The organism is Methylobacterium aquaticum (genome assembly GCF_001043915.1).
Taxonomy (GTDB): Bacteria; Pseudomonadota; Alphaproteobacteria; order Rhizobiales; family Beijerinckiaceae; genus Methylobacterium; species Methylobacterium aquaticum.
The window spans coordinates 1-23988 of sequence record NZ_LABX01000141.1; the positions used below are offsets into that span (position 1 = coordinate 1).

Annotated in this window: 22 protein-coding genes and 1 pseudogene; 5 read left to right on the forward strand and 18 right to left on the reverse strand. The window is 70.3% G+C overall.

Annotated elements, in window-relative coordinates; all coding sequences use genetic code 11:
* A pseudogene (locus VP06_RS37265) lies at window positions 1–221 on the forward strand (hypothetical protein); the annotation flags it as partial.
* 128 nt (window positions 222–349) lie between these two features.
* Here VP06_RS37265 and VP06_RS18165 read toward each other — a convergent pair.
* Window positions 350–781: a DUF4174 domain-containing protein gene (locus VP06_RS18165; protein WP_082167476.1), complete on the reverse strand. Its 432-nt coding sequence runs from the start codon at window positions 779–781 to the stop codon at window positions 350–352.
* A gap of 184 nt (window positions 782–965) precedes the next feature.
* Between VP06_RS18165 and VP06_RS18170 the strand changes: the two genes are divergently transcribed.
* Complete coding sequence (locus tag VP06_RS18170; protein ID WP_048465193.1) at window positions 966–1979, forward strand: NADP-dependent oxidoreductase; 1014 nt, start codon at window positions 966–968, stop codon at window positions 1977–1979.
* 130 nt (window positions 1980–2109) lie between these two features.
* Here VP06_RS18170 and VP06_RS18175 read toward each other — a convergent pair whose 3' ends face one another.
* Genes VP06_RS18175 through VP06_RS18185 form a run of 3 tightly spaced genes read right to left on the reverse strand, consistent with a single transcriptional unit; the run spans window position 2110 to window position 4672 of the window.
* Window positions 2110–2847 carry an RNA methyltransferase gene (locus VP06_RS18175; protein WP_048465194.1) on the reverse strand — a complete coding sequence of 246 codons (738 nt, stop codon included), beginning with the start codon at window positions 2845–2847 and terminating at the stop codon, window positions 2110–2112.
* Window positions 2844–3419, reverse strand: a complete 576-nt coding sequence (locus VP06_RS18180) for a hypothetical protein (protein WP_048465195.1) — start codon at window positions 3417–3419, stop codon at window positions 2844–2846. The genes VP06_RS18175 and VP06_RS18180 overlap by 4 nt, the downstream gene beginning before the upstream one ends.
* Window positions 3416–4672: an AAA family ATPase gene (locus VP06_RS18185; RefSeq protein WP_048465211.1), complete on the reverse strand. Its 1257-nt coding sequence runs from the start codon at window positions 4670–4672 to the stop codon at window positions 3416–3418. Before VP06_RS18185 ends, VP06_RS18180 begins: the two co-directional genes overlap by 4 nt.
* 289 nt (window positions 4673–4961) lie before the next feature.
* On the opposite strand from VP06_RS18185, the gene VP06_RS18190 reads away from it, so the two are divergent.
* Window positions 4962–6176, forward strand: a complete 1215-nt coding sequence (locus VP06_RS18190; RefSeq protein WP_048465196.1) for an NADP-dependent isocitrate dehydrogenase — start codon at window positions 4962–4964, stop codon at window positions 6174–6176.
* Window positions 6177–6261: 85 nt separating this feature from the next.
* Here the strand turns inward: VP06_RS18190 and VP06_RS18195 are convergent, their stop codons facing one another.
* The 4 genes from VP06_RS18195 to glgX all read right to left on the reverse strand — a co-directional run bounded on the left by VP06_RS18195 (window position 6262) and on the right by glgX (window position 12995).
* Window positions 6262–7878: a hybrid sensor histidine kinase/response regulator gene (locus VP06_RS18195; protein ID WP_082167478.1), complete on the reverse strand. Its 1617-nt coding sequence runs from the start codon at window positions 7876–7878 to the stop codon at window positions 6262–6264.
* Window positions 7879–8226: 348 nt separating this feature from the next.
* Window positions 8227–10143 (reverse strand): AI-2E family transporter, encoded by a 1917-nt coding sequence (locus VP06_RS18200; RefSeq protein WP_048465198.1) that lies wholly within the window; start codon window positions 10141–10143, stop codon window positions 8227–8229.
* A 28-nt stretch (window positions 10144–10171) separates the two neighbouring features.
* Window positions 10172–10549: a response regulator gene (locus tag VP06_RS18205; RefSeq protein ID WP_048465212.1), complete on the reverse strand. Its 378-nt coding sequence runs from the start codon at window positions 10547–10549 to the stop codon at window positions 10172–10174.
* Window positions 10550–10715: 166 nt separating this feature from the next.
* Window positions 10716–12995 carry a glycogen debranching protein GlgX gene (gene glgX, locus VP06_RS18210; protein ID WP_048465213.1) on the reverse strand — a complete coding sequence of 760 codons (2280 nt, stop codon included), beginning with the start codon at window positions 12993–12995 and terminating at the stop codon, window positions 10716–10718.
* A gap of 193 nt (window positions 12996–13188) precedes the next feature.
* Here glgX and VP06_RS18215 point away from each other — a divergent pair, with 193 nt between their 5' ends.
* Window positions 13189–13617 carry a CBS domain-containing protein gene (locus tag VP06_RS18215; RefSeq protein WP_048465199.1) on the forward strand — a complete coding sequence of 143 codons (429 nt, stop codon included), beginning with the start codon at window positions 13189–13191 and terminating at the stop codon, window positions 13615–13617.
* A 6-nt stretch (window positions 13618–13623) separates the two neighbouring features.
* On the opposite strand, the gene VP06_RS18220 is transcribed toward VP06_RS18215, so the two are convergent.
* From VP06_RS18220 to cobD, 3 genes are all read right to left on the reverse strand, one after another.
* The gene (locus VP06_RS18220) at window positions 13624–13896 is read right to left on the reverse strand and encodes a hypothetical protein (protein ID WP_048465200.1); all 273 of its coding nucleotides are present in this window, start codon (window positions 13894–13896) and stop codon (window positions 13624–13626) included.
* 95 nt (window positions 13897–13991) lie between these two features.
* Window positions 13992–15287 carry a KpsE/RkpR family capsule polysaccharide export protein gene (locus tag VP06_RS18225; protein WP_048465201.1) on the reverse strand — a complete coding sequence of 432 codons (1296 nt, stop codon included), beginning with the start codon at window positions 15285–15287 and terminating at the stop codon, window positions 13992–13994.
* A 92-nt stretch (window positions 15288–15379) separates the two neighbouring features.
* Complete coding sequence (gene cobD / locus VP06_RS18230) at window positions 15380–16378, reverse strand: threonine-phosphate decarboxylase CobD (protein WP_048465202.1); 999 nt, start codon at window positions 16376–16378, stop codon at window positions 15380–15382.
* A 14-nt stretch (window positions 16379–16392) separates the two neighbouring features.
* On the opposite strand from cobD, the gene cbiB reads away from it, so the two are divergent.
* On the forward strand, window positions 16393–17388 hold the full coding sequence (gene cbiB / locus VP06_RS18235) for an adenosylcobinamide-phosphate synthase CbiB (RefSeq protein ID WP_048465203.1): 996 nt from the start codon (window positions 16393–16395) through the stop codon (window positions 17386–17388).
* Between the two features lie 100 nt (window positions 17389–17488).
* Here the strand turns inward: cbiB and VP06_RS18240 are convergent, their stop codons facing one another.
* From VP06_RS18240 to VP06_RS18270, 7 genes are all read right to left on the reverse strand, one after another.
* Window positions 17489–18829 (reverse strand): MFS transporter, encoded by a 1341-nt coding sequence (locus VP06_RS18240; RefSeq protein WP_048465204.1) that lies wholly within the window; start codon window positions 18827–18829, stop codon window positions 17489–17491.
* Between the two features lie 101 nt (window positions 18830–18930).
* Window positions 18931–19896 (reverse strand): efflux RND transporter periplasmic adaptor subunit, encoded by a 966-nt coding sequence (locus VP06_RS18245; protein WP_048465205.1) that lies wholly within the window; start codon window positions 19894–19896, stop codon window positions 18931–18933.
* Window positions 19897–19908: 12 nt separating this feature from the next.
* A complete protein-coding gene (locus VP06_RS18250) occupies window positions 19909–20112 on the reverse strand; it encodes a DUF1656 domain-containing protein (protein WP_048465206.1) in 204 nt (67 codons plus the stop codon).
* Entirely contained in the window at window positions 20112–22151 is a 2040-nt protein-coding gene (locus VP06_RS18255; protein ID WP_425350930.1) for an FUSC family protein, read from the reverse strand. Before VP06_RS18255 ends, VP06_RS18250 begins: the two co-directional genes overlap by 1 nt.
* Entirely contained in the window at window positions 22151–22657 is a 507-nt protein-coding gene (locus VP06_RS18260; RefSeq protein ID WP_048465207.1) for a MarR family winged helix-turn-helix transcriptional regulator, read from the reverse strand. Before VP06_RS18260 ends, VP06_RS18255 begins: the two co-directional genes overlap by 1 nt.
* Before the next feature lie 162 nt (window positions 22658–22819).
* Window positions 22820–23194: a hypothetical protein gene (locus VP06_RS18265; RefSeq protein ID WP_048465208.1), complete on the reverse strand. Its 375-nt coding sequence runs from the start codon at window positions 23192–23194 to the stop codon at window positions 22820–22822.
* 75 nt (window positions 23195–23269) lie between these two features.
* Entirely contained in the window at window positions 23270–23503 is a 234-nt protein-coding gene (locus tag VP06_RS18270; RefSeq protein WP_048465209.1) for a hypothetical protein, read from the reverse strand.
* Between the last annotated feature and the right edge of the window lie 485 nt (window positions 23504–23988).

A 23988-nucleotide genomic window follows, 5' to 3' on the forward strand; every position in this document is an offset into this window, starting at 1 on the left:
ACGGCCTGGGTGCGGCGGGCCTGGGCCTCGGCGTCGGTCTCGGCCTCGCGGCGGCCACGGCCTACCCATCATATTACGGCGGCTACGGCTATGGCGGCTACGCCCCGGTCGGCTATTACGGCGGCTACGACGTCGGGTATGGCGGCGGCTGCTACGAGGTGCCCCGCGTGCGCTGGACGCCCTACGGCTACCGCCGCGTCCTCGTGACTCGCTGCGACTGAGCGGACCCGCTCGGACAGGACGGGGCCGCCCATCGGGGCGGCCCTTTGTCGTGAGAGCGACCCGGTCAGGCACAGCCCCCGCCCGGCACCATTCTCGAGGACGGCGTCTCAAGGACGGCCTCTTCGTCTCAAGGACGGCCTCTTGGACGGCCTCTTGCCGCCTCCTCCTGCCGCATCGGCATGGCGTCGATGGTGGAGAAGAGCCGCTCGGCCGGAATCGGGGCCTCGGCAGTGAGCTTCGCCCCGCCATCCTTGCCGACCAGCACGGCCCGGAATCCCGTCGCCGGCAGGCCGAGGCGGCGGCGCAACGCCGCGGTCTCCCTTCCCTCCCCGATCGCCCGCACCACCACGAGGTCGCGCTCGCGCATCCCGGCGCCGGCCGCCTCGGCGATGCGGTCTTGTGCCGCGGCGCGGGGATCGTCGGCGGCCGCCGCAATCACCAGCACCCGGGACTTCCAGCGATAGCGGTCGAGGTCGAGCCCCGCGGACGCAGCCGGCATGACCGCCGCGAGCAGGACGGCACCGGCGAGGAGAGCGACGGGACGCGAGGACGGGAGCATGCCGGACCCCTTTGCGAGAGGGCGCCGGACGGACCGGCCCGGCGTCGGCAGGTAGGACTCCGGCACTCTCCGCCCAGCGCGACGTTGACGCGCGGGGGCCACCGTCCCAGTTGCGACGGAAACCCGCCCGCGCCTGGCCGAAACGCCTGCCGCCGGCCCGGCCATCCCCGACAGGAGACCCCGCATGTCCGACGTGAACCGCCGCATCGTCCTGGCGTCCCGGCCCCATGGCGAGCCGACACCCGCCCATTTCCGCATCGAGCGCGGGACGGTGCCGGTGGCGCATGACGGCGAGGTGCTGCTGCGCAACCGCTATCTCTCCCTCGACCCCTATATGCGCGGCCGGATGAGCGCCGCGAAATCCTACGCCAAGCCGGTCGAGATCAACGACGTGATGGTCGGCGGCACGGTGTCGGAGGTGATGGCCTCGCACCATCCCGGCTTCGCAGTCGGCGACATGGTGTTGGCCTATGGCGGCTGGCAGGATTTCGCGGTGTCGAACGGCCAGGGCCTGCGCAAGCTCGACGCTTCCGCCGCCCCGGTCACCACGGCGCTCGGCGTGCTCGGCATGCCGGGCATGACCGCCTATACGGGCCTCCTCACCATCGGGGCGCCGAAGGCCGGCGAAACCGTGGTGGTCGCCGCCGCCACCGGCCCCGTCGGCTCGCTGGTCGGCCAGATCGCCAAGCTGAAGGGGGCACGGACCGTCGGCATCGCCGGCGGAGCCGACAAGTGCCGCCATCTCACCGAAGAGCTCGGCTTCGACGCGGCGGTCGACCACCGCTCCGGCGACCTGCCCGCGGCACTGGCGGCGGCCTGCCCGGACGGCATCGACGTCTATTTCGAGAATGTCGGCGGCGCGGTGTTCGACGCGGTGCTGCCGCTCCTCAACGACTTCGCCCGGATCCCGGTCTGCGGCCTCGTCGCCAACTACAACATGACCGAGCTGCCCCCCGGGCCCGACCGGGTGCCGGCGGTGATGCGCGCCGTGCTGAGCAAGCGGCTCACTTTCCGCGGCTTCATCGTCTGGGACTTCGCCGAGCAGGAGCCGGCCTTCCTGTCGGATGTCGGCCAGTGGCTGCGCGAGGGCCAGATCCGCTACCGCGAGGATGTGGTCGAGGGGCTGGAGAACGCGCCGGACGCCTTCATCGGCCTGCTCAAGGGCCGCAACTTCGGGAAACTGGTGGTGAAGCTGTAATACCAACGGTCGTTGGAAACGACCTTTGGTTCCGTTCTCCAATTTTTGCTCAGCCTTTGACTGAGTATCGAAAATTTGAGATGGTTCATCGGCCCGATGCGTCAGCATCTTGGGCCGATGGTATAAGGGTTCACTCCTCGGGGGGGCGTCGCGTCAGGGCCCGCAACGCCCCCCGGAAGCTGCGCACGTCCTGCTCGGTCATCGCCATGCGGTGGAACATGTCGCGCATGTTGCGGATCATCCCGTCGCGCTTAGGCGGCGGGTAATAGCCGGCCGCATCGAGGTCCGCCTCCAGGCTCTCGAACAGGGCGATCACCGCCTCCCGCGGCGCCGGGCCCGAGCGCAATCCCCCGGTGAACGGCAGCACCGCCTGCCCGGCCGCCCGGCGCCACTCATAGGCGACGAGGAGCACGCTTTGGGCGAGGTTGAGCGAGGCATGGTCCGGGTCGACCGGGAAGGTGACGATGGCATCGGCCAGCGACACCTCGTCGTTCGACAGCCCGACCCGCTCGCGCCCGAACAGGATGCCGACCCGCTCACCCGCGCCGAGCCGCCCGGCCGCCTCCGCCATCCCGTCGTCGGGCCCGAAGACCCGCTTCATCTGGCCCCGCTCCCGCGCCGTGGTGGCGAGGACGTAATGCAGGTCGGCCAGGGCCTCGGCGACGGTGGAGAAGATCCGGGCGCCGTCGAGAATGTGGGTGGCGTTCGAGGCGGTCTCGCGCACCCCCTTCATCGGCCAGCCGCCTTTCGGGTTGACGAGGCGCAGGGCGTCGAGCCCGAAATTCCCCATGGCGCGGGCAGTCATGCCGATATTCTCGGCGAGTTGCGGCTCGACCAGGATGATGATGGGGCGGTTGGGCTCGGTCATGGTTCACGCAGTCTCAACGCGGCGAGCCGGACAGCCAGCCGGTCGAAATCCTCGGGGCAGAGTTGTCGGATGCGGTCGACGCGCTTCGCCGCCTCGATCCCAAGTGTTCTACGCCCGCCGCCCGGCTCCGATTCAAGGCGGCGAGACGCTGCCAGCGGCGTGAAGTGACGCTCCTTGACGTCGCGCTCCGCGCGGATGTCACCCCAGCGCGTTGGTCCCGGCAGGTCGAGGCCAGCGAGCGCCCAGATCTCCAGTTCCTCCCACGCCTCGCAGGCGATAAGGCAGGCCCGCGGCGCAAAGTGGCTCTCGATCGTATCGAGACGGGCGCGGCGGTGCGGGTCCGCGTCACGGTCGACGCAGAGCAAGAACACGTCGACCATGCCGCGGTAGCGATCGACCACCTCCGCCAGCCGCTCCGGCTTTAAAGCCTCACCGATGCCGCCAATGAGCGGATCGTTGCAGACCCTCAGTTTCGGCCGCGCGAAGCCGAGTGAGGCGAGCAGGGAGGTCAAGTCCGGTTTGAGGATGTGCTGGTCGTTGCGAAAATCCTCGGGAATCACGAGGAATCTCATTCGGCAGCCTCGGCCGGATCGTCGAAATCGAGGGCATCCTCGAACCAGCCCGAACTGTGCAGCCGGCCGAGGGTCTGGGTTTTGCGCAGCTCGGCGACATGAGGAAGCGAAACGATACGGCGGATCACGGATCCGTCAGCATCGGCCGGTCGGTACACGACCGACGTGCTTTCGAATGTCTGCTCGCCGACAATCGTAAGCAAGTCGGGGGAATGGGTAGTCGTCACGACCTGGACGGTTGATCGTGCAACGCGACGCTCGATAAGGTCAATCAGGACGCGCATTCGGGACGGATGCAGGCCATTGTCTATCTCTTCAAAGAAGAACAGGCTCCGGCCTTGATCAGAAAGCAGGGCTGCCGCCATAGCGAGGAAACGCAATGTCCCATCGGAAGCGCTAAAGGCTGAGATCCGCCCTCCTCCCGTATCCTCCAAGAACAGGATAACTCGCCCTGTCGCGTCGGTCTCGAAATCGAAATCGGCCACTTCGAGCGGCGTCAATTCTGAGACCCAGGCAACGAGCGCATGCTTGCGCTCGGAGTCGAGGCATAGCGCCTGCAGGACGGTCGCGAGATTCTCGCCGCTTTCCCCCAGGATCGCCTGCCCTGGAAATGAAGGCTGGCGCATTGCATCGGCCGAAAGGTCCAGGAAGCGAATAGCGCCAAGTGTAGCGACAACCTGTTCGATCATATTACGCAACTCGAGCGAAACGCCGCGCCGGGCTTCGAGTTGGGTGAGTACAGGTCGATCGCGGCGAAGACTGATCCTCTTTCCGTGGCCGCGGGCGCCGTCCGCAGCGCGCAGTCGAACTGCTACATCCTCATCGTCATCGCCGGGACCCAGGGTCTGGAACACAGGTTGCTTCCAAGGACTATCCTCCGTCTGCAAAGATTCCGCCTCCACACGGAATCGGCCCCGAACATCTTGGTGCGAGACTGCAATTTCATAGCTGAACCGGCCACGGCCTTCAGTCCCAACAACAACCTTGATGGTGAAACTCGACTGCCCGAAGCGGATGATCTCAGACGTCGTTCCCCGCAACGGCGCCCACTCGCGATACCCACCCTCGCCATACTTCCCGCCAATGATCTCCGGCAGCGTGTACCCCCGCCCGATCCCATGCAGGAATCGGAACGCATCCCGCAGGTTGCTCTTCCCGCTGGCATTCACCCCGACGACGACGGTCAGCCCGCCGACCGTCAAGGTGGCATCCGCGAAGCTCTTGAAATTGCGAAGGTGCAGGCTCTCGATCATGGTCCGGCGCATGAGCTCGACCCGGATCATCGATAGAGGAAACCCGGCCCGAAATGAAGCGGCCGGCCGCGGATGGGAACCCGCAGGCCCTGACCGGCGTTCATACCCCGGACCTCCTTGCAGCCCCGGTGCCCCCGCGCCGGGGCTTTTTTCGTGACAGCCTCGAAAAACCCTTCCGTCCCGGCGCTTCCCCCTGTTTGTGCAGCGCGCTATGACCCCCCTCACGGCCGGCCGTGTGCCCACGCGGGCATGCGGGCGGCCACCGGGATCACGGAAGGCTGGATCAGACATGGCGAAGATCAAGGTGGCGAACCCCGTCGTCGAGCTCGACGGCGACGAGATGACCCGGATCATCTGGCAGTCCATCAAGGACAAGCTGATCCATCCCTACCTCGACGTTCCGTTGGAATACTACGATCTCGGGGTCGAGCATCGCGACGCCACCAACGACAAGGTGACGATCGAGGCCGCCGAGGCGATCAAGAAGCACGGCGTCGGCGTCAAGTGCGCCACCATCACGCCGGACGAGGCCCGGGTGAAGGAGTTCAACCTCAAGGAGATGTGGAAGTCGCCGAACGGCACGATCCGCAACATCCTGGGCGGCGTGATCTTCCGCGAGCCGATCATCTGCAAGAACGTGCCGCGCCTGGTGCCGGGCTGGACCCAGCCGATCGTCGTCGGCCGCCACGCCTATGGCGACCAGTACCGCGCCACCGACTTCAAGGTGCCGGGCAAGGGCCGCCTCACCGTCAAGTTCGAAGGCGAGGACGGCACCGTCATCGAGCGCGAGGTGTTCAAGTTCCCGGGCGCCGGTGTCGCCCTGTCGATGTACAACCTCGACGAGTCGATCCGCGACTTCGCCCGGGCCTCGATGAACTATGGTCTCGCCCGCAAGTTCCCGGTCTACCTCTCGACCAAGAACACCATCCTGAAAGCCTATGACGGCCGGTTCAAGGACATCTTCGAGGAGGTGTACGAGGCCGAGTTCAAGTCGCGGTTCCAGTCGGCCGGCATCACCTACGAGCACCGGCTGATCGACGACATGGTCGCCTCGGCCCTGAAGTGGTCCGGCGGCTATGTCTGGGCGTGCAAGAACTACGACGGCGACGTGCAGTCGGACACCGTGGCGCAGGGCTTCGGCTCGCTCGGCCTGATGACCTCGGTGCTGCTCACCCCCGACGGCCAGACCGTCGAGGCCGAGGCCGCCCACGGCACGGTGACCCGCCACTACCGCGAGCACCAGAAGGGCAAGGAGACCTCGACCAATTCGATCGCGTCGATCTTCGCCTGGACCCGCGGCCTGTCGCACCGTGCCAAGCTCGATTCCAACGCCGATCTGGCCAAGTTCGCCGAGACCCTGGAGAAGGTCTGCGTCGACACCGTCGAGGCCGGCTTCATGACCAAGGACCTCGCCCTCCTGGTCGGCCCCGACCAGAAGTGGCTCTCGACCACCGGCTTCCTCGACAAGATCGACGAGAACCTGAAGACCGCGATGACCGCGTGAGGCGAAGGGGGCCGGGCAGCCGCCCGGCCGCCACCCACGGTCGATCCCCCTCCCGCGGCCGCAGGGCCGCGGGAGTTTCTTATGGTCAGCTCACCCCGGTCGGCCCGTCGAGCACCGCGCGCACCCGCCGCGCCAGCTCCATCCGGCGGTAGGGCTTGTTGATGATCTCGAACTCGGTGCCGCCGGCATCCGTCCGCTCCAGCGACGCCTCGGCGTAGCCGGTGGTGAGCAGCACCTTGAGGCGGGGCTGGCGTCGGCGCGCCTCGCGGGCCAGCATCACGCCGTTCATGCCGCCGGGCATGATCAGGTCAGAGAACAAGAGGTCGACCCGGTCGCCGCCATCCAGCAGTTCGAGGGCTTGCCGGCCGTCGGTGGCGAGCAGGGTGGTGTAGCCGAAATCGCGCAGGATCGCCCTGGCCAGCTCGGCGACGTCGCGGCGGTCGTCGACGATCAGGATCGTCTCGGTGCCGGCGCGCTGCTGACCGCGATGGCCCGGGTTGGGGGCCGGACGCTCGTCGCTGTCGCTCATCGGGAAGTAGAGCCGCACGGTGGTGCCGTGGCCGGCCCGCGACTCGATCACCACGGTGCCGCCGGACTGCTTGGCGAAGCCGTGCACCATGGCGAGGCCCAGCCCCGTGCCGCGCCCCTCCTCCTTGGTGGTGAAGAACGGCTCCATCACCCGGGCCAGGATCTCGGGCGGCATGCCGAAGCCGGTATCCACCACCGAGACCGAGACGTAGCGCCCGGTCTGCGGCAGGCCGGAGGGCAGCTCGTCGGCGTCGAAGACGTGGTTCTCGGTCCGGATCGTCACGGTGCCGCCGCCCGGCATCGCGTCGCGGGCGTTGAGCAGCACGTTGAGCAGCGCCACCTCGGTCTGGGTCGGGTCGAGGCGGGCGTTCCACAGGCCCTCGGCCAACTCGGTCTCGACCGCGATTCCATCGCCGAGTGTGCGGCCGGTGAGGTCGCGCATGCCCTCGACCAGGTTGTTGAGGTTCACCGCCCGCCCGTCGAGGCGCTGCTTGCGGGCGAAGGCGAGCAGCTGCTGGGTCAGGGTGGTGGCGCGCTCGGCCGCGTTGCGGATGTTGTCGACCGCCCGGGTCATCCGGCGCGGATCGGCCGCCGGATCCTCGAGCCCCGATTGCAGGATGTCGACGTAGCCGACCACCACCTGGAGCAGGTTGTTGAAGTCGTGGGCGATGCCGCCGGTGAGTTGCCCGAGGGCCTCCATCTTCTGCGACTGCCGCAGGGCCTCCTCGGCATCGCGCCGGCGCGACACGTCGAGCTGGGAGCCGAAGAAATAGACCAGCTCGCCCGCCGTGTCGTAGACTGGCGAGATGAACAGCGCGTTCCAGAAGGTCGAGCCGTTCTTGCGGTAGTTCAGGATCTCGGTGGCGATCTCCTTCCGCTCGGCGATGGCGCGGCGCAGCTCCGCCACCGTCTCGGCATCGGTCTCGGGCCCTTGCAAGAAGCGGCAGTTGCGGCCGACCAGCTCTTCCGGCGCATAGCCGGTCATGCCCCGGAAAGCCTGATTGGCGAAGATGATCGGGTTGTCCGGCTGGCGCGGATCGGTGACGATCATCGGCATCCGCGTCGTCTCGACGGCGGCGAAGAAGATGTCGCTGTGGTGATCGGCGACGTCGGTGTGGATGTCCGCCACGGTCGGCCGGGCCCCGAGTTGGATCGGCGTTCGCTTCACACTCATCGTCGCTCCGGTGGCTCGCTGACCGAATCCCGCCCGCCGACGGAATCCTACACCCAGCGCCCCTGCACAACAGTCAACGCCACCAGGGGCAACCGCGACCGGGCGTCGCTCCGGAACTTGCGTAGGGCAGCCGATGCAAGGTTGCAATCGTCGTCGGGCGGGCCACCGTCAGGCGACAGGCAGCGCCGGTGCGGGCCTCGCGCCCCTCGACCGGGCAGATCGACTGTCACCCGGAAGCTGCGACACCGCGGAAGCGGGATCAGGCGACCGGCTTATGCTCTCACAAGAGAGGGTGATCCGGGCGCTATGCTTCGCTGACCCACGCGGAGCCGGCTCCTGCCGGCCCGGTCAGGCCGCCTTGCGGGGCACCGGACGGGTCTGGCCGGCGCCCGAGAGGGTCAGGGCGGCGTCGAGGGCATCGCTGATCGTGGTGACCAGAATGTCGGCGGAGGTCGCCCGGCGCAGGCGGTCGCGGCCTTCCGGGTCGCGCTCGCGCCAGATCGCCACCATCACGGTCACGCCCGGGATCGCCCGGCGGGCGAGGCGGGCGGCGAGGCGGATGTGGGAGGTGCTGATCGGCTCGATATAGGACAGGCAGACCAGGGCGACGCCGTCGGTGTCCGGCCGCTCGCCCTTGTTCAGGGTGTCCTGGCCGATGGTGCGGGCGGAGAGGCCTTGGCGCCCGAGCACCTGGGCCAGCATGCCGGCCGCCGCCGCATCGAACGGCCCGCGGGCGGCCACCACCAGCACCGGGGCCGGCCCTCGCCAGGCCGGCGCGAGATCCTCCGGCCGGCGCACGATGGCGGTCGCGGCCCGGTCCGGCCCGAGCGCCGCCACCGCCGCCTCGGTCTCGGCGCTACGCACCGCCGATGCCCCCTTGCGCACCGGCAGCGTGCCGAGGGTGGTCACCACGCTCTCGATCGCCTGCCCCACCGCCTGCTGGCGATCGGCGGCGAGCGCGCCGCTCGCCCGGTCGTTCTGGGCGAGCCGCAGACCTCCCAGGGCGATCTCGTCGTAATAGGTGGCGAGCGCGCGTTCCTTCAGCACCTGGCGCGCCTTGTCGATCGCCTCCAGGGGATCGCCCGCCAGCATGCGCTGGTAGAAGATCTCGGACGGCGCCAGCGCCGGCCGGTCGCCCAGCATCACGTCGAGGAAGGCCAGGCGCTCGACATGGCGCCCGAGCACCACCAGACAGACGGTGATCGGAGTGGCGAGCACGAGGCCGACCGGTCCCCACAGGAAGGTCCAGAGCGTGGCGGCGAGGATCACCGCCACCGGGGAGAGCCCGGTCGAGTGGCCGTAGAGCAGCGGCTCGACGACGTGGCCGGCGATCGGCTCGACGACCGCGAACAGCACCAAGGTTGCGATCAGCATCGACCAGCCCGGATCGACCGCCGCAGCGAGCAGCAGCGGGAAGGCCATGCCGATGACCGCGCCGATATAGGGCACGAAGCGCAGGATCGCCGCGAGCACGCCCCACAGGATCGGGCTCGGCACGCCGATGACCCAGAGACCGAGCCCCACCACCACCCCGAAGGCGAGGTTGAGCCCGGCCTGGGCGAGGAAGAAGCGCGAGAGCCGCGCCACCGCGTCGTCCATCGCCGCCGTGGTGGCGCGCAGATCGCCGGAGCCGGCGAGCCGGATCGCCCGGTTGCGCAGATCCTCGCGCTGAGCGAGGAAGAACAGGGTGAAGAGCAGGATCAGGCCGATCGTCGCCAGCGGGTGCAGCACCGGCGCCACGACGCTGCCGAGGGTGGCGAGCAGCCCGGCCTTCGCCTCGCGCACCTCGACCAGCATCGGCTTCTCGGTATCGGCCGGACCGCGCGGCTTGGCGGGCTCGGGCGGCTGCAATTCCTGGCTCAGGTCCTGCACCGACTGGAACAGGCGCTCCAGGGCACCGCCGCCGCCGGCCTGGGCGCGCAAAGCCCCGATCTTCTCGCGCATGGTCACGGTGTAGCGCGGCAGGTCCGTGGCGAGCTGCGACGCCTCGTTGGCGATCAGGAGCCCCAAGCCCCCGATGCCCGCGAAGGTCGCCAGCACGACGGCGAGCACGGCGAGCGAGCGCGGCAGGCGACGGCGCTGCAAGCCCCGCACCGCCGGGGCCAGCACGAAGCTCAACAGCACCGCCAGGGTGATGGGCATCAGCACGTCCCGCCCGAGGGACAGGATCGCGCCGATCGCCAGCACCAGCAGGCAGGTCGCCAGCGCCGTGAAGACCGGCATCGCGTCGCGCAGGCGGCGCGCCGTCACGGGATCGTCGATCATCACCCTCGTACCTGCCGGGTTTCTGTCGTCACGGAGCGGGCGGCGTGCCGAGGGCGGCGCCGATCTGGGTCAGGAGCTTCGAGAAATCGACCGGCTTCGGGTGGTAATCGTCGCAGCCGGCCTGGATCACCTTCTCGCGATCGCCCGACATGGCGTGGGCGGTGAGCGCGATGATCGGTATCCGGGCGGTCTCGGCGTCGGACTTGAGCGCGCGGGCCGCCGACCAGCCGTCGAGCACCGGCAGGTTCATATCGAGCAGGATGATGTCCGGCCGGCTGGTGCGGGCCTTCACCACGCCCTCCTCGCCGTCATGGGCGAGCACCACCTCGTAGCCCCGCCGCTTGAGCCGCCGGGACAGGAAATCCCAGATTTCCTCGTGGTCCTCGACAAGAAGGATCTTCGCCACCGCCCCCACTCCACGCTCGCGCGGCACCACGGGCCGGACGGCCGGACCGGCCGCCCCCTGGCACCACGCATCATCGAAAGATCCCGGCACAGGCCCGCCCACCGCCGAGGCCGTGGACGGGCGAACGATCCCGGAACCGACTCAAGTGGGCAGGCCCGCCCGATTGTCACCCCTCCGGCGACAGACCGAACGCCACGCATTCGGATTCCGCCCGTTCGAACGCCTGGATCACGTGCTGGTAGGAGCGCCAGGTCTCGCTGGCATGGTCGACATCGGTCGGGCGCAGCACGAACATCAGCATCGAGCGGCCGGTGACCGCGTAGGCGTCGCCGACGCCGAAGCGGGCGAGATCCTGGGTGTCGGGCAGGTTGGTATCGAGCACCCGCATCCAGGCATCGCCCCCCACCACCTCCGGCAGGGTGAACTCCACCACGTCGTGATAGGCGTTGAAGAGCAGCATCAGGGTCGCCTCGCCCCCGCGCCGGTGGATGCCGCTCGACTGGGCCCGGCCGTCGAGGACGACCGCCAGCGAGCGGGCACCGCCGTCGTTCCAGTGCTCCGGGGTCATCTCGGTCCCCGACGGCGTGAGCCAGCTCACGTCCTTGACGCCGAGATCGGCGTCGAAGGCGCCGGTGAGGAAGCGGCCGCGGCTCAGCATCGGCAGCGACTTGCGCAGGATCAGCAGGCGCTGGGTGAACTCGGCGAGGTCCCGCTCGTCCTCGCCGATCGCCTCCCAGTCGATCCAGGAGATCTCGTTGTCCTGGCAATAGGCGTTGTTGTTGCCGCGCTGGGTGCGGGCGAACTCGTCGCCGGCGAGCAGCATCGGCGTGCCGCGCGACAGGAGGAGCGTCGCCAGCAGGTTGCGCATCTGGCGCAGGCGCACGGCACGGATCTCGGGATCGTCGGTCGGCCCCTCGACGCCGTAATTGTAGGACAGGTTATGGGAGTGGCCGTCCCGGTTGTCCTCGCCGTTCGCCGCATTGTGCTTCTCGTTGTACGAGACGGTGTCGGCGAGGGTGAAGCCGTCATGGGCGGTGATGAAGTTCACCGACGCCCAGGGGCGCCGGCCGCGCTTGTTGAACTTGTCGGCCGAGCCGGTGAGGCGGGAGGCGAGCGCGGGAAGCAGGCCCTCGTCGCCCTTCCAGTAGCCCCGCACCTCGTCGCGAAACCGGTCGTTCCACTCGGCCCAGCCGGGCGGGAAGCCGCCGACCTGGTAGCCGCCGGGCCCGCAATCCCATGGCTCGGCGATCAGCTTGACCGAGGACAGGATCGGGTCCTGGCGGCAGGAATCGAGGAAGCCGCCGCCCTCGTCGAAGCCGTAGGGCTCGCGGCCAAGGATCGTCGCGAGGTCGAAGCGGAAGCCGTCGACCCGCATCTCGGTCGCCCAGTAGCGTAAGGAGTCGGTCACCATCTGGAGCACCCGCGGATGCGAGAGATTGACGGTGTTTCCCGTGCCGGTGTCGTTGATGTAGTAGCGCTTCTGGTCGGGCAGCAGCCGGTAGTAGGAGGCGTTGTCGATGCCCTTGAACGACAGGGTCGGTCCCTTCTCGTTGCCCTCCGCGGTGTGGTTGTAGACCACGTCGAGGATCACTTCGAGGCCGGCCCCGTGCATGCGGGCGACCATCTCCTTGAACTCGGAGAAGGCGAAGTCCGGCACCGCGGCGTAGCGGCGGGCCGGGGCGAAGAACGAGAGGGTGTTGTACCCCCAGTAATTCACCAGGTCCTTCTCCAGCAGGTAGCTGTCATTGACGAAGGAATGGACCGGCAGAAGCTCGACCGAGGTGACGCCGAGGCTGCGGATATAGGCCAGCACCTCCGGGGTGCCGAGGCCCGCATAGGTCCCGCGCAGGCGCTCAGGGACGGCCGGGTGCAGCTTGGTGAAGCCCTTGACGTGGGTCTCGTAAAAAACCGTCTTGTCCCAGGGCACGGTCGGCTTCTGGTCGCGGCCCCAGGTGAAGGCCGGGTCGATCACCCGGCCCTTGCGGGTGAAGGGGGCGCTGTCGCGGGTGTCGAAGGTGGTGTCGTCGCCGCTCTCCATCACGTAGCCGAACAAAGCCGGGTTCCAGGTGACGGAGCCGACCAGCGCCTTGGCGTAGGGGTCGAGGAGGAGCTTGTTCGGGTTGAAGCGGTGTCCGGCCTCCGGCTCGTAGGGGCCGTGGACCCGGTAGGCGTAGATCGTGCCCGGGCGGGCGTCGGGCAGGTAGCCGTGCCAGACCTCGTCGGTGTATTCGGGCAGGGCGATCCGCTCGATCTCGGTCTCGCCCGAATCGTCGAACAGGCACAACTCGACCTTGGTGGCGTGGGCGGAGAACAGCGCGAAGTTGACGCCGAGGCCGTCCCAGGTGGCGCCGAGCGGGAACGGCCGGCCCTCGCTGATGCGCGAGGCGCGCCGGGCGCGAGGCGAGGCCGCCGGGGCTTCCGGGGCGGGCTTGGACGTGAGTTCCATGTTCATGGGGGCGTTCGACGATCCCGGAGGCGAGAAGCCTGACTGTGGGCTGAACGCGCCGGCCCTCGCCCAAGCTCCCGCCCCATCGTCAAAATTTCGCAGGCCTGCGAGCCCGAGGTGGAATCGCGCGGCGCTGCGGAGCCGCGGCCGCGCTCGCGGGTTGCCGAGGTTCGCAAGGTGGCGGGAGGGTGCGATGAGCGCGACGGTCGCGGACGTGATGAGCAGGGACGTGGAGTTCATCCCCGGGGACGCCCCGGTCCAGGAGGCCGCTCTGCTGATGGGCGAACTCGATGTCGGCGCCCTGCCGGTCGGCACGCCGGACGCCCTCGACGGGGTAATCACCGACCGGGACATCCTCTACCGGGTCGTCGCCCAGGGGCTCGACCCGCGCGGGGTGCGGGTGAGCACGGTGCTGTCGCGGCCGGTCGTGTCCTGTGCGGAGAGCGACCCTTTGCGCGCCGCCCTCGATCTGATGGCCGCCCACCATGTCCGGCGCCTGCCGGTGCGGGCGGCGGGCGGGCGCGTCACCGGCTGGATCACCCTGGCGGACCTGTCGCGGGCGCTGCTGCTCGGCGGCGACGCGCTCCAGACCTCGCTCAAGCGGCTGACCGAGGAGGCGTGAAACCCGCTACGCGCCGCTGGCTGCGGCGGCGGCGTTGGCGCGCTCGGCCTCCAGGATGGTCTGGCGGGCGAGGTAGCGGGTGACCAGCGCCTCCACGTCGCGGATCGTCTCCTCGACCAGGTGCCCCTGGAGCCGGGCCCGGGGATCGTCGGGTTGCAGCTCCTCGCGCTCCTGGAGCCGGCGCATCGCCTGCTTGACCACCTGGTAGACGGCCTCGCGCTCCTCGCGGCTCATCGCCGGGGAGACGGCCCGGGCGACCAGGTCGGTGAAATCGGACATCGGGGTGCTGCTCGTCCTTGACGTGTTCGGGCGCCCCATGCGCCTCGCACGGACCTGCGCCGGGACCGACGGTCATTGTCGACGACCGTCGGGTCTTACATGTTGTGGTCCTTGACGCCGGCGATGAGCAGGCTGCTGCAGCCCCAGATCACCAGGAAGGCGAAGAAGGCCACGAACAGGGCTTGCCCGCGCATCGGCACGGTCGAGAGCTCCGGCCGGGTCGGCGGCACGAAGACCGCAAGGTAGACGTGCTGGCGGTTCGCCGCCACCCGGGCACGGTCGAACATCGTGGTGGCGGATTCGTTCAGGCGCTCGGCGATGGTGCGCTCGACCATCAGCCCCTCGTATTCCAGGATCGCGTCCGAGACGTGCCGGCCGCCGACCGCCATCCCGTCGCTGGTCAGCGACTCCTCGAGCTGCTTGATCTGCTGGTTGGTGGCGTTGAGGCTCGCCAGGATGGTCTGGATCGAGCGCGACTTCTCGTCGAGGCCGGAGCCGCGCAGCACCTGGAGGTCGTTCTCCGCCTTGATCTTGTCCTTGCGCAAGGAGACCAGGCTGGTCATCGTCGCCTCGGCCGACTTCGCCGGGTCGATGATGCCCCAGCGGTTGCGGAACTGCCGCAAGGCCAGGTGGGCCTTGCGCATCCGCTCCTCGCTCGCCGCCAGATCGTCCTGGCTGTGCTTGAGCATGTCCTGCTGTGCGCGGGACGAGATCGCGTTGATCAGCGCCTCGGCGCGGGCCACGACGTGGCGGCTGATCGCCAGCGCGTCGTCGGGCGTGAACGCCTGCACCGTCAGGGTGATCACGCCCGAGACGAGATCGATATGGACCTGGACGCGCTTGCGCCAGTATTTCAGGAGCTGCTCGATCGGCTTGTCGCCCGGATAGCGCGTCCAGAAATCAGCCTCGTCGCGGGTGAACATCCGGACGATGTCGAGTTCCTTCTGGGCGCTCTCCACCATCGCCTGGCTCTGGATGTATTCCTGGACGATGTAGCTGTCCTGGCTGTTGTTCTTCTGGATCAGGGACGAGAACTCGCCGAGCTGGACGTTGCCCATCGGCTCGACCTCGCCGCGGACGGCGAAGCGGGCCTCGACCACGTACTGGTCGGCGGCGAAGACGAAGAGGTAGATCCCCACCGCGGCCGTCGGCAGCAGCACGAAGAGGCTGATGTTGCGCAGCAGCCGGTGCATGACCCGGTTCTGCATGCCCTCGTGGGGCAGCAGCGGCACGCGGGTCCAGCGCAGCGGGTTGAGCAGGGCCGGCAGCCGGCTTCCGGGAGAGACCGGCTCGACCGTCTCGGCGTTGCGGCGCAGGTCGGGCACGGTGCGTCGCGCGAACGCGATCATGCTGCCGAGCCTGTCGCGCCGTTTGACCTCGTCCGCGTCCATCCTGCCTGATTCCCCGTGCGGCGCCGGCCGCCCTCGTGACCCCGATGGTCCGGGTTTTCGATGCTGCGGTTTTCGGCCTTTTTAATGGCGCCTCACGCCCCCCGCAGGGCCGCGGCGAGGCGGGTCCAGGCCGCCTCGTCCGGGGGCAGGCCGAAACGCAGGCGCCCCGGCGCGGCCTCGAACCGGCGCACGAAGATCCCGGCGCGACCGAGACGCGCGAACAGCCCCGAAGCATCGCGGATGTCGACGGTGCGAAACAGCACCGTGCCGCCGACGATCCGGCCGCCGGCGGCATCGAGCAGGCCGTCGAGCCGGGCCGCGTCGCGGCCCCGCCTGGCTGCGGCCTCCCGTCGCCAGACGGCATCCGCGAGGGCGCAGCGGCCGATCGCGATCGCCGGGCCCGACACCGCCCAGGGCCCGATCGCGCGGCGCAAGCGGCCGATCAGCGGCTCCCCCGCCACCGCGAAGCCGAGCCTCACGCCCGCGAGGCCATAGGTCTTGCCGAAGGAGCGCAGCACCAGGCCGCCCGGCGGGGGCGCCCCGCACAGGCTCTCGACCGGTTCGAGATCGGCGAAAGCCTCATCGACCACGAGCCAGCCGCCGCGCGCGGCCAGCCGCGCCGCCACCGCCGCAAGGTCGCGGGCCGGCACCACCCGCCCGTCCGGGTTGTTCGGGTTGACCACCACCACCACGTCGGCCGCGGTGGTCAGGTCCGGCACTGCCGCAACGGCATGCCCGGCCCGGGCCCAGGACGCGGCGTGCTCGGCATAGGTGGGGCCGACCACCGCGACGCGGCCGGGAGGCCGCAGCCGCGGGATCAGGTCGATCAGCGCCTGCGTGCCCGGCGCGGCGACGACATGGTCCGGCTTCGCGCCATAGGCCCCGGCCGCCGCGGCTTCGAGGGCGGCGAGATCGGCCGGGGCCGGCAGCCGCGTGAAGGCGCTGGCCTCCAGGGCCGGCCACGGATAGGGGATCGGGTTGATCCCGGTCGACAGGTCGATCCAGGGCCCGGGGGCCTGCGGAAAGAGCCGGCAGGCTTCGCCGAGGTCGCCCCCGTGCCGGATCGATCCCTCCTCCGTCTCGCTCGCCATCCCATCCACGCCCGATGACCGCCCTGCTGCACCCGCCCGACAGCCTCCCGGTGCTCGTCCTCGCCCTCGCGATCGAGGCCGCCCTCGGCTATCCGGACCGCCTCTACAGGCTGGCCGGCCATCCTGTCACCTGGATCGGCGCCCTGATCGCCGCCCTCGACCGGCGCCTCAACCGGGAGACCGATCCGCCCGGGACGCGGCGCCTCGCCGGGGTGCTGGCCCTCCTGCTCGTCCTCGCGGCGACGGGGCTCGCGGCGGGAAGCCTCGCACTCGCCTGCGGGGCGCTGGGGTTCCTTCCGGGTCTCGCGCTCTGCGCGGTGCTCGCCGCGAGCCTGCCGGCGCAACGCAGCCTGCACGACCACGTCGCCCGGGTGGCGCAGGACCTCGACCGCGACGGCCTTGCCGGCGGGCGCCGGGCGGTAGCGATGATCGTCGGGCGCAACCCCGAGACCCTCGACGAGGCGGCGCTCTGCCGTGCCGCGATCGAAAGCCTGGCGGAGAATTTTTCGGACGGCATCGTGGCGCCGGCTTTCTGGCTCGGTGCCGGGGGCCTCGCCGGGGGGGCGCTCTACAAGGCGATCAACACCGCCGACAGCATGATCGGCCACCGAACGCCGCGCCACGACGCCTTCGGCTGGGCCGCCGCCCGCCTCGACGACCTCGTCAACCTGCCGGCCTCGCGCCTCACGGCCGGGCTCGTCATCCTGGCCGCCGCCTTCACCCCGGGGGCCGATGCCCGGGGCGCACGTCACGCCGTGCGGCGCGATGCCGGCCGCCACCGCTCGCCCAATGCCGGCTGGCCCGAAGCCGCGATGGCCGGCGCGCTGGGCCTGCGGCTTGCCGGCCCGCGGGTCTACGGCACCACCCGGGTCGAGGATGCCTGGATGGGGTCGGGCCGGGCGGAGGCGACGGCCGACGACATCGTCCGCGCGCTCGCGCTGTACCGGCGGGCCTGCGGGTTGCTGTGGGGGCTGGCGGCGGGGCTGGCCGGTCTCGCGCTGCTCGCCTGAAACAGCGGATCTCGCGCCCCGCCGTGCCCGTCAGTTCTCGCCCGTCGAACGATTGTCCCTTTCAGGAGCGAGACCGCCCCGGAAAGGGATCATTCCGCCCTCAGCGCCGCGCCGGCGCAGGCCCCCCGGCCTCGGCCGCGGCGTGGCGCTTCAGGACGCCCTGGACCACGAACACCATCACCACCCCGACGACGAGGCAGGCGGCGAGGAACAGCATCGGCACGAGCTTGCTGCCGCTGACGTCGCCGATCCACGGCACGACGTTCTGGGCGATGAAGCCGCCGAGATTGCCGACCGAGTTGATCATCGCGATGCCGGCCGCCGCGGTGGCGCCGCGCAGGAAGGTCGGGGGCAGCGACCAGAACACCGGCTGGCCGGAGAAGATCCCGGCGGCGGCCACGCACAGGCAGGCGAACTTCACCGCGTCGCCGGGCAGCACCACGCTGAGGATCAGGCCCAGCGCCCCGACGAGGGCCGGGCCGGCGATGTGCCAGGTGATCTCAGCCTTGCGCGCCGCGTGCCGGGGCACCCACCACAGGGCGAGGCCGACGCAGATCCACGGGATGATGTTGATGACGCCGTTCATGGTGTTCGACACGCCGAAGCCCTTCACCACGGTCGGCAGCCAGTAGCTCAGGCCGTAGGCCGCGAGCGGGAAGGCGATGTAGAGCAGCGCGAGCAGCACGACGCGGATGTCGGCGAGCACCCGGAACGGATTGCTGTGGTCGGTCTGCGCGGTTCCGGCCGCCTCGCGGGCCAGGGTGTCGGCGAGCCACTTCTTCTCATCGGCGCCGAGCCAGGGCGCCTTCTCGGGCCGATCCGGCAGGATGAAGAAGACCACGACGGCGAGCAGCACCGCCGGCACGCCGGTGGCGATGAACACCCATTGCCAGCCGCGGTAGCCGAGCGTCCCGTCGAGGTCGAGGAGCGCGCCGCCGATCGCCGCGCCGACGGCGTTGGCCACCGCGCTCGCGATCATGAACCAGCCGACCATCCGGCCGCGGAAGACCTGCGGGAACCACAGGGTGAGCGCGTAGAGCACGCCGGGGAAGAACCCGGCCTCCGCCGCGCCGAGGAGGAAGCGCAGCACGTAGAACATCACCGGCCCGGTCGAGAAGCCGAGCAGGATGGTGATCAGCCCCCAGGTCGCCATGATGCGGGTGAACCACACCCGGGCGCCGACCCGCTCCAGGATCACGTTCGAGGGCACCTCGAACAGGAAATAGGCAAGGAAGAACAGCGAGGCACCAAAGCCGTAGGCCGCCTCGCTGAGCCCCAGGTCCCCGACCATCTGGAGCTTGGCATAGGAGACGTTCTGCCGGTCGATATAGGCGATGAGGTACATCAGGCCGAGGAGCGGCATCAGCCGCCAGGTGATCGTCGCGATGGTGCGGGCGCCGAGGGCATCCTGTTGCGGGTCCGCCCCGTTCTGGTCTGCCATGGGGCCTCCTCCCGGCCGTTCGCGATATTACGTCTTGGGGGCGCTCCTTAATCCCTCGCTGGCCGGGACGATAGTGTTGGGGACATCACACCCCCAGGATGTTAGCCCTTGCTCGCCGGCAGGGTGGCCTTCAGCGCCTCCCAGCCGTCGCGCAGGCCGAGACGCAGCCCCTCGAAGGGCCGGATCTCCGGCCGCTCGCCGCGGTGATGCACCACCACGGTGGCGGTGCGCCCGACGGTGAAGCGGTCGCGGTCGACACCCGGATCGAGGGCGATCCGCACCGGCACGCGCTGGGCGAGGCGCACCCAGGCGAAGGTCGGGTTGACGTTGGCGAGCAGCGACGAGCCGGCGCTGCGCTCCCGGTCCTCGATGCCGGCGGCGACGCTCTCGACCGTGCCGGTCACGTCGCGGTCCTCGCCCATCAGCCGCACGGTGACCGGGTCGCCGGGATGGATGCGGTCGAGCTTCGTTTCCTCGAAATAGCCCTGGACGTGCAGGGTGTCGCTATCGACCAGCGCCATCACGGCCTTGCCGATCCCCACATAGGCGCCGGGGCGCAAGTCGAGGTTGCTGATGCGGCCATTGACCGAGGCGCGAACCTCGGAGCGGGCGAGGTTGAGACGGGCGAGGTCGCGGTCGGCCACCGCCTGATCGTAGGCGGCCCGGGCGCTCTGCTCGGCGGCGAGCGTCGCCTCCAGCTTCTGCTGCGACACGACGTTGTCGCTGAGCTGGCGGTAGCGGGCGAGATCGGCTTCCGCCTGGACGAGGTTCGCCTTGCGGCCGGCCACCACGGCCTCGGCCTGGCGAAGCGCGAGGCCGAAGCGGTCCGGATCGATGCGGAACAGCACGTCGCCGCGCTTGACGCGCTGGTTGTCGCGCACCTCGACGTCGCGCACCAGCCCCGAGACGTCGGGAGCGACGCCGACCACCTCGGCCCGCACCCGCCCGTCGCGGGTCCAGGGGGCTTCGAGGTAATAGTCCCAGAGTGCCATCCCGACGATGACCGCAAGCGCCAGCATGGCGGCGGTGACGGCGAAGCGGCCGAGGAAGGCGAGCGCGCGGGTCATGGTCTCGACTCGTCAGGTCAGGCGGCCGGCGAGCGATACGACGCCGCCCAGGCACACCAGGTAGAGGCAGAGGTCGAAGAGCGGCCGGTGCCAGACCAGCCGGTAGAGCCCGAGCGCCCCGATCAGACGACGCAACACCAGGCTGATCAGGAAGGCGAGCAGCGCCCAGACCAGCAGGGCCGGCACGAAGACGCCGGAGAGGTCGATATCGGCCATCAGGCGGCCTCCCTCGCGAGCAGGGCGGCGCCCGGCGGCGGCGCCTCGGAAAACAACGCCCGGCGCAGGCCGACGAGGCCGAGGAGCGCGTCGCGCCGGGCGTCGTGTCCCGACGCACCGCCGGGCGCCGCCTCGATCCGCGCGAGCGCCGCGTCGATGCGGTGGAGCACGGTGTCGGAAGCCGGGCCGCGCGGCCCATCGTAATGGGCGGCCACCGCGTCGAGGACGTCGTCGAGGGGCGCGACGGCCTCGGGGGGCAGGCCGTGACGGGCGCGCCGCAGCGCAACGAGGTTCATGCCGACCCGGAGCGCCGCCAGGGTGTCGATCCGGGTCAGGTCGCTGTCGGGTCCGGCGGCGGCCAGCCGCGGCACCAGGAGGCCGAGGCGGTCGAGCATCAGGTGGGCAAAGGCAATCCGGTCGCCGCGCCCGCGGCGGCGCGCCGCCCGGGCGAGGTCGGCCCGGCTCGCCGCGACCAGCCGGCGGGCGCCGTGCTCGGCCCCGACCGAGCGTACCAGCCGCGTCACCACGGCGGCGAGCCCGATGCCGCCGACGAGGGCGAGGCTCGCATTGACGTAAGCCCCGAATTCCGCGCTGTAGCGGTCCTGGATCGCCAGCAGGGCATTGCCGTTGATGCCGAGCGCCAACCCTACCGGCAGGGTCTTGGGATCGCTCATCAGCAGGCCGCACAGGATCAGCACGGGGGCCAGCACCAGGGCGAGGCTGATGAAATCGTGCACCAGCGGCATCACGCCGAACAGCAGCCCGCCGACCCCCACCACGGCGACACCGGTCCAGAGGGCGAAGCTGAGGATCATCGGGACCGGATCGTCCTGGGCCGCGAACAGGCAGCAGAGCACCGCGCCCATCATCGCCGCGGTGGCGCCGTCCGGCCAGGCGGTGACGATCCACACCGTCACGCAGGCGACGATGCCCAAGAACACGCCGAGGGCGGAGCGCAGCGCCATGCCGTGGTCGCGGTGGCGCGGGGCCCGGCCGCCGAACTCGCCCGCATAGGCCAGGGGCTCGCGCAAGGAACCGTCGCCGCGACGGATGCCGTCCTGCAACGCCCGGCAATCCCGGCCGATCGCCACCAATTCGCGCAGGCGCTCGATCAGGCTCGCCCGCACCAGGGCGGTCCAGGAGGGATGGGCCGGGAGAGGACGGTCGGCGGCCTCGATGCGGGCCATGAGCGCCTCCACCCCGGCGGCCGGCGCGCCCTGCGCCGACCACGCCTCGACCTCGGCGAGCAGGCCGCGCAGCTCCGGCGTCAGTCCCGAGAGCGCCGTCAGGGCCGCGATCCGGTCGGCGAGGGAGGAGAGGACCGGCAGCAGCATCAGCATCCGGCCACGCAGGAGCTGCACCAGAGGCACCGCCCGGCTCTGGGCCGAGGTGTCGTAGGCGAGATGGGCCGAGAGCGCGTCGATCTCGGCGGCCTCCACGGCCAGCCGCAGGCGCCGGGCCCGGAGGGCGGGCGCCTCGCCGACGCCTGAGAGCACGTCGCCGGTCCAGCGCCCGGCTTCCGCCAGCCAGGCACCGACCCGGGCCGCCAGCACCGGCCCGACCGGCTCAGGCAGGACGAGGCTCGCCACCAGGGAGGCGCAGAGGATGCCGAGGGTAATCTCCTCGGCCCGCGACACCGCGATGTCGAAGATCGCCTCCGGAGTGGCCACCGCCGGGAAGCCGATCAGCGCCGCGGTGTAGCCGGCGAGCATGAACAGGTAGGACCGCGGCGTGCGGTCGAGGAGCGAGAGGTAGAGGCAACCGGCGGTCCACAGCGCCAGGGCCAGGGTCAGCATCTCCGGGGCGTTGACCAGGGCGGGCACCATCACGACCGTCGCCGTGACGCCGATCAGCGTGCCGATCACCCGGTACAGGGCCTTCGAGCGGGTGGCGCCGGAGAGCGGCTGCATGGTGATGTAGACGGTCGCCATCGCCCAGTACGGCCGCGGCAGGTCAATCCACAGGGCGATTCCGAGGGCGAGGAGCGCCGCCCCGCTGATCTTGAGGGCGAACAGCCATCGGCGCCAGCCGGGCAGCATCACGGGCGCCCTCCGGGGGCCGGGCACGGCGCGGCATCCTCGGACCCGCCGGCGAGGCGCGCGCCCTGGATCGCCGCCCTCGGGCCCTCGGCCTGGAGCGCGCGCAGGACCTTCAGGGCCGCCAGCAGGTCGTCGTCGCCGATATCGGTGAAGACCGCGTCGCGCAACCTGTCGAACCGCGCCTCGATGGCGGCGGCGCGGGCCCGGCCCTCCTCCGTCAGGTCCAGCACCTTGGCGCGGCGGTCGGTCGGATCCTCCCGGCGGGTGACGAGGCCGGCCTCGCAGAGCTGGTCGAGGACGCGCACCAGGCTCGGCCCCTCGACGCCGAGCGCGTCGGCGAGCGCCGTCTGGCGCAGGTCGCCGCCGAGACGCCCGATCAGCAGGAGCGGCAGGGCCGTCGCCTCGGTGAGCCCGTAGCCGGTCACGACCTCGTCGGCGGCCCGGCGCCAGACGCGCCCGGCCTGGAGCAGGGTCAGGGTGAGGGATTGCAGGAGGTCGCGTCGCATCGCCGTCGCGTCATCCGACCCTTGCAGGAGCAATGATTGATCGGCCTCATAGATAGGATGCTAACGATTTGACCTGAAGCGCGCCCTGCGCGGGTCCGCCATGCGCCGGACCGCACGGGCGTGAGCAACCGGCCGACGGGCGCGACGGCTCTTCGCCGGACGCTACGGCTTGGCGGCGACCACCGCATCGCGGTCCGGGGTCCAGTCCAGCTCGACCACGGTCTCGCCGTCCTGGCGGTTGTAGCGCAGGGCGGTGAGCCGCATCGCCCGCAAGGCCGCGGCATCGTCGGCGCGTGGGCACTGGACGGGATGGTGGGCACGCTGGGTTCGGTCCAGCATGCGCCCGAAGGCGGCATCGAGGGACGGCATCGCCGCGATGGTGGAGAACGGGGCCGACAGGTAGACCGTGCGGGCCGGTCCACGGGCGAGGCAGTAGCGCCAATCGGCGGCGGCCGGGGTGGCGGCCAGGACGAGCCCAGTCGCGGCGCCCAGGAAGACAGCCTTCTCGAACGCGGCGTTCAGGTACGGGATTCGCATCGAATCGGGGATCTCGGAACGGGCCTCGGGGCCGTCCCGATGGGAGGCGCTTGCGGCGCCAGCAAGGCGCCCGGCTCAGGCCCAGGCGGAACTCTCGACCTCTTCGGCGTCGAGACTCAAGCCCCAGACCCGGGCACCGTCCTCGGTGACGAGCCAGGCTTCGCCGGTCCGGTCGCAGAAAACCTCGTCGGCCCGGCCGAGCACCCGCGCGGCGGCGTGGCGCACGGTCGGCGCCTCGATCGACAGGTCGTGACGCAGAGGGACCCCGCCGCGGTCGCGGGACGTGGAGAGCAGGCGATAGAGAGGCATGACGAACGAACTCCGAAAGACGATGGGGTCTGGTGATCCCGGATGTCTGGCGTGATCGGCGGTTGCCTTCTGGTGTCGACCCGTTCCTCCCGCCGCGGTTCCCCCCCCGCCGCCATTCCTGCCACATCGGGAGGCGCGCCGGGGGCTCGTCCGCGGCAGGCTCAGACCGCCGCGGGCTCGTCGCTGCTGTCGCCCGGAGGCGACGTTGACGATTCCTTTTAACCGCGGCTGCGGACCGTTCAAGAGTGAAGTCGGCCGATGTCACCCCGAGGCAGCGGCGGCGGGCGGCGGGATCGGCCGTTGACACGGCCCTTCTCCTCGCCCTTGTGGAGACGGGCCAGTGCCTGGATCGCCAATGTATTGTCTCAATGGCCCACGATGCTGACGCATCGGGCCGTTGACCCATCTCGCATTTTCGATTCCAAGCCAGAGGCTTGGCGAAAATGCGAGAACGGAACCAAAGGTCGTTTTCAACGACCGTTGGT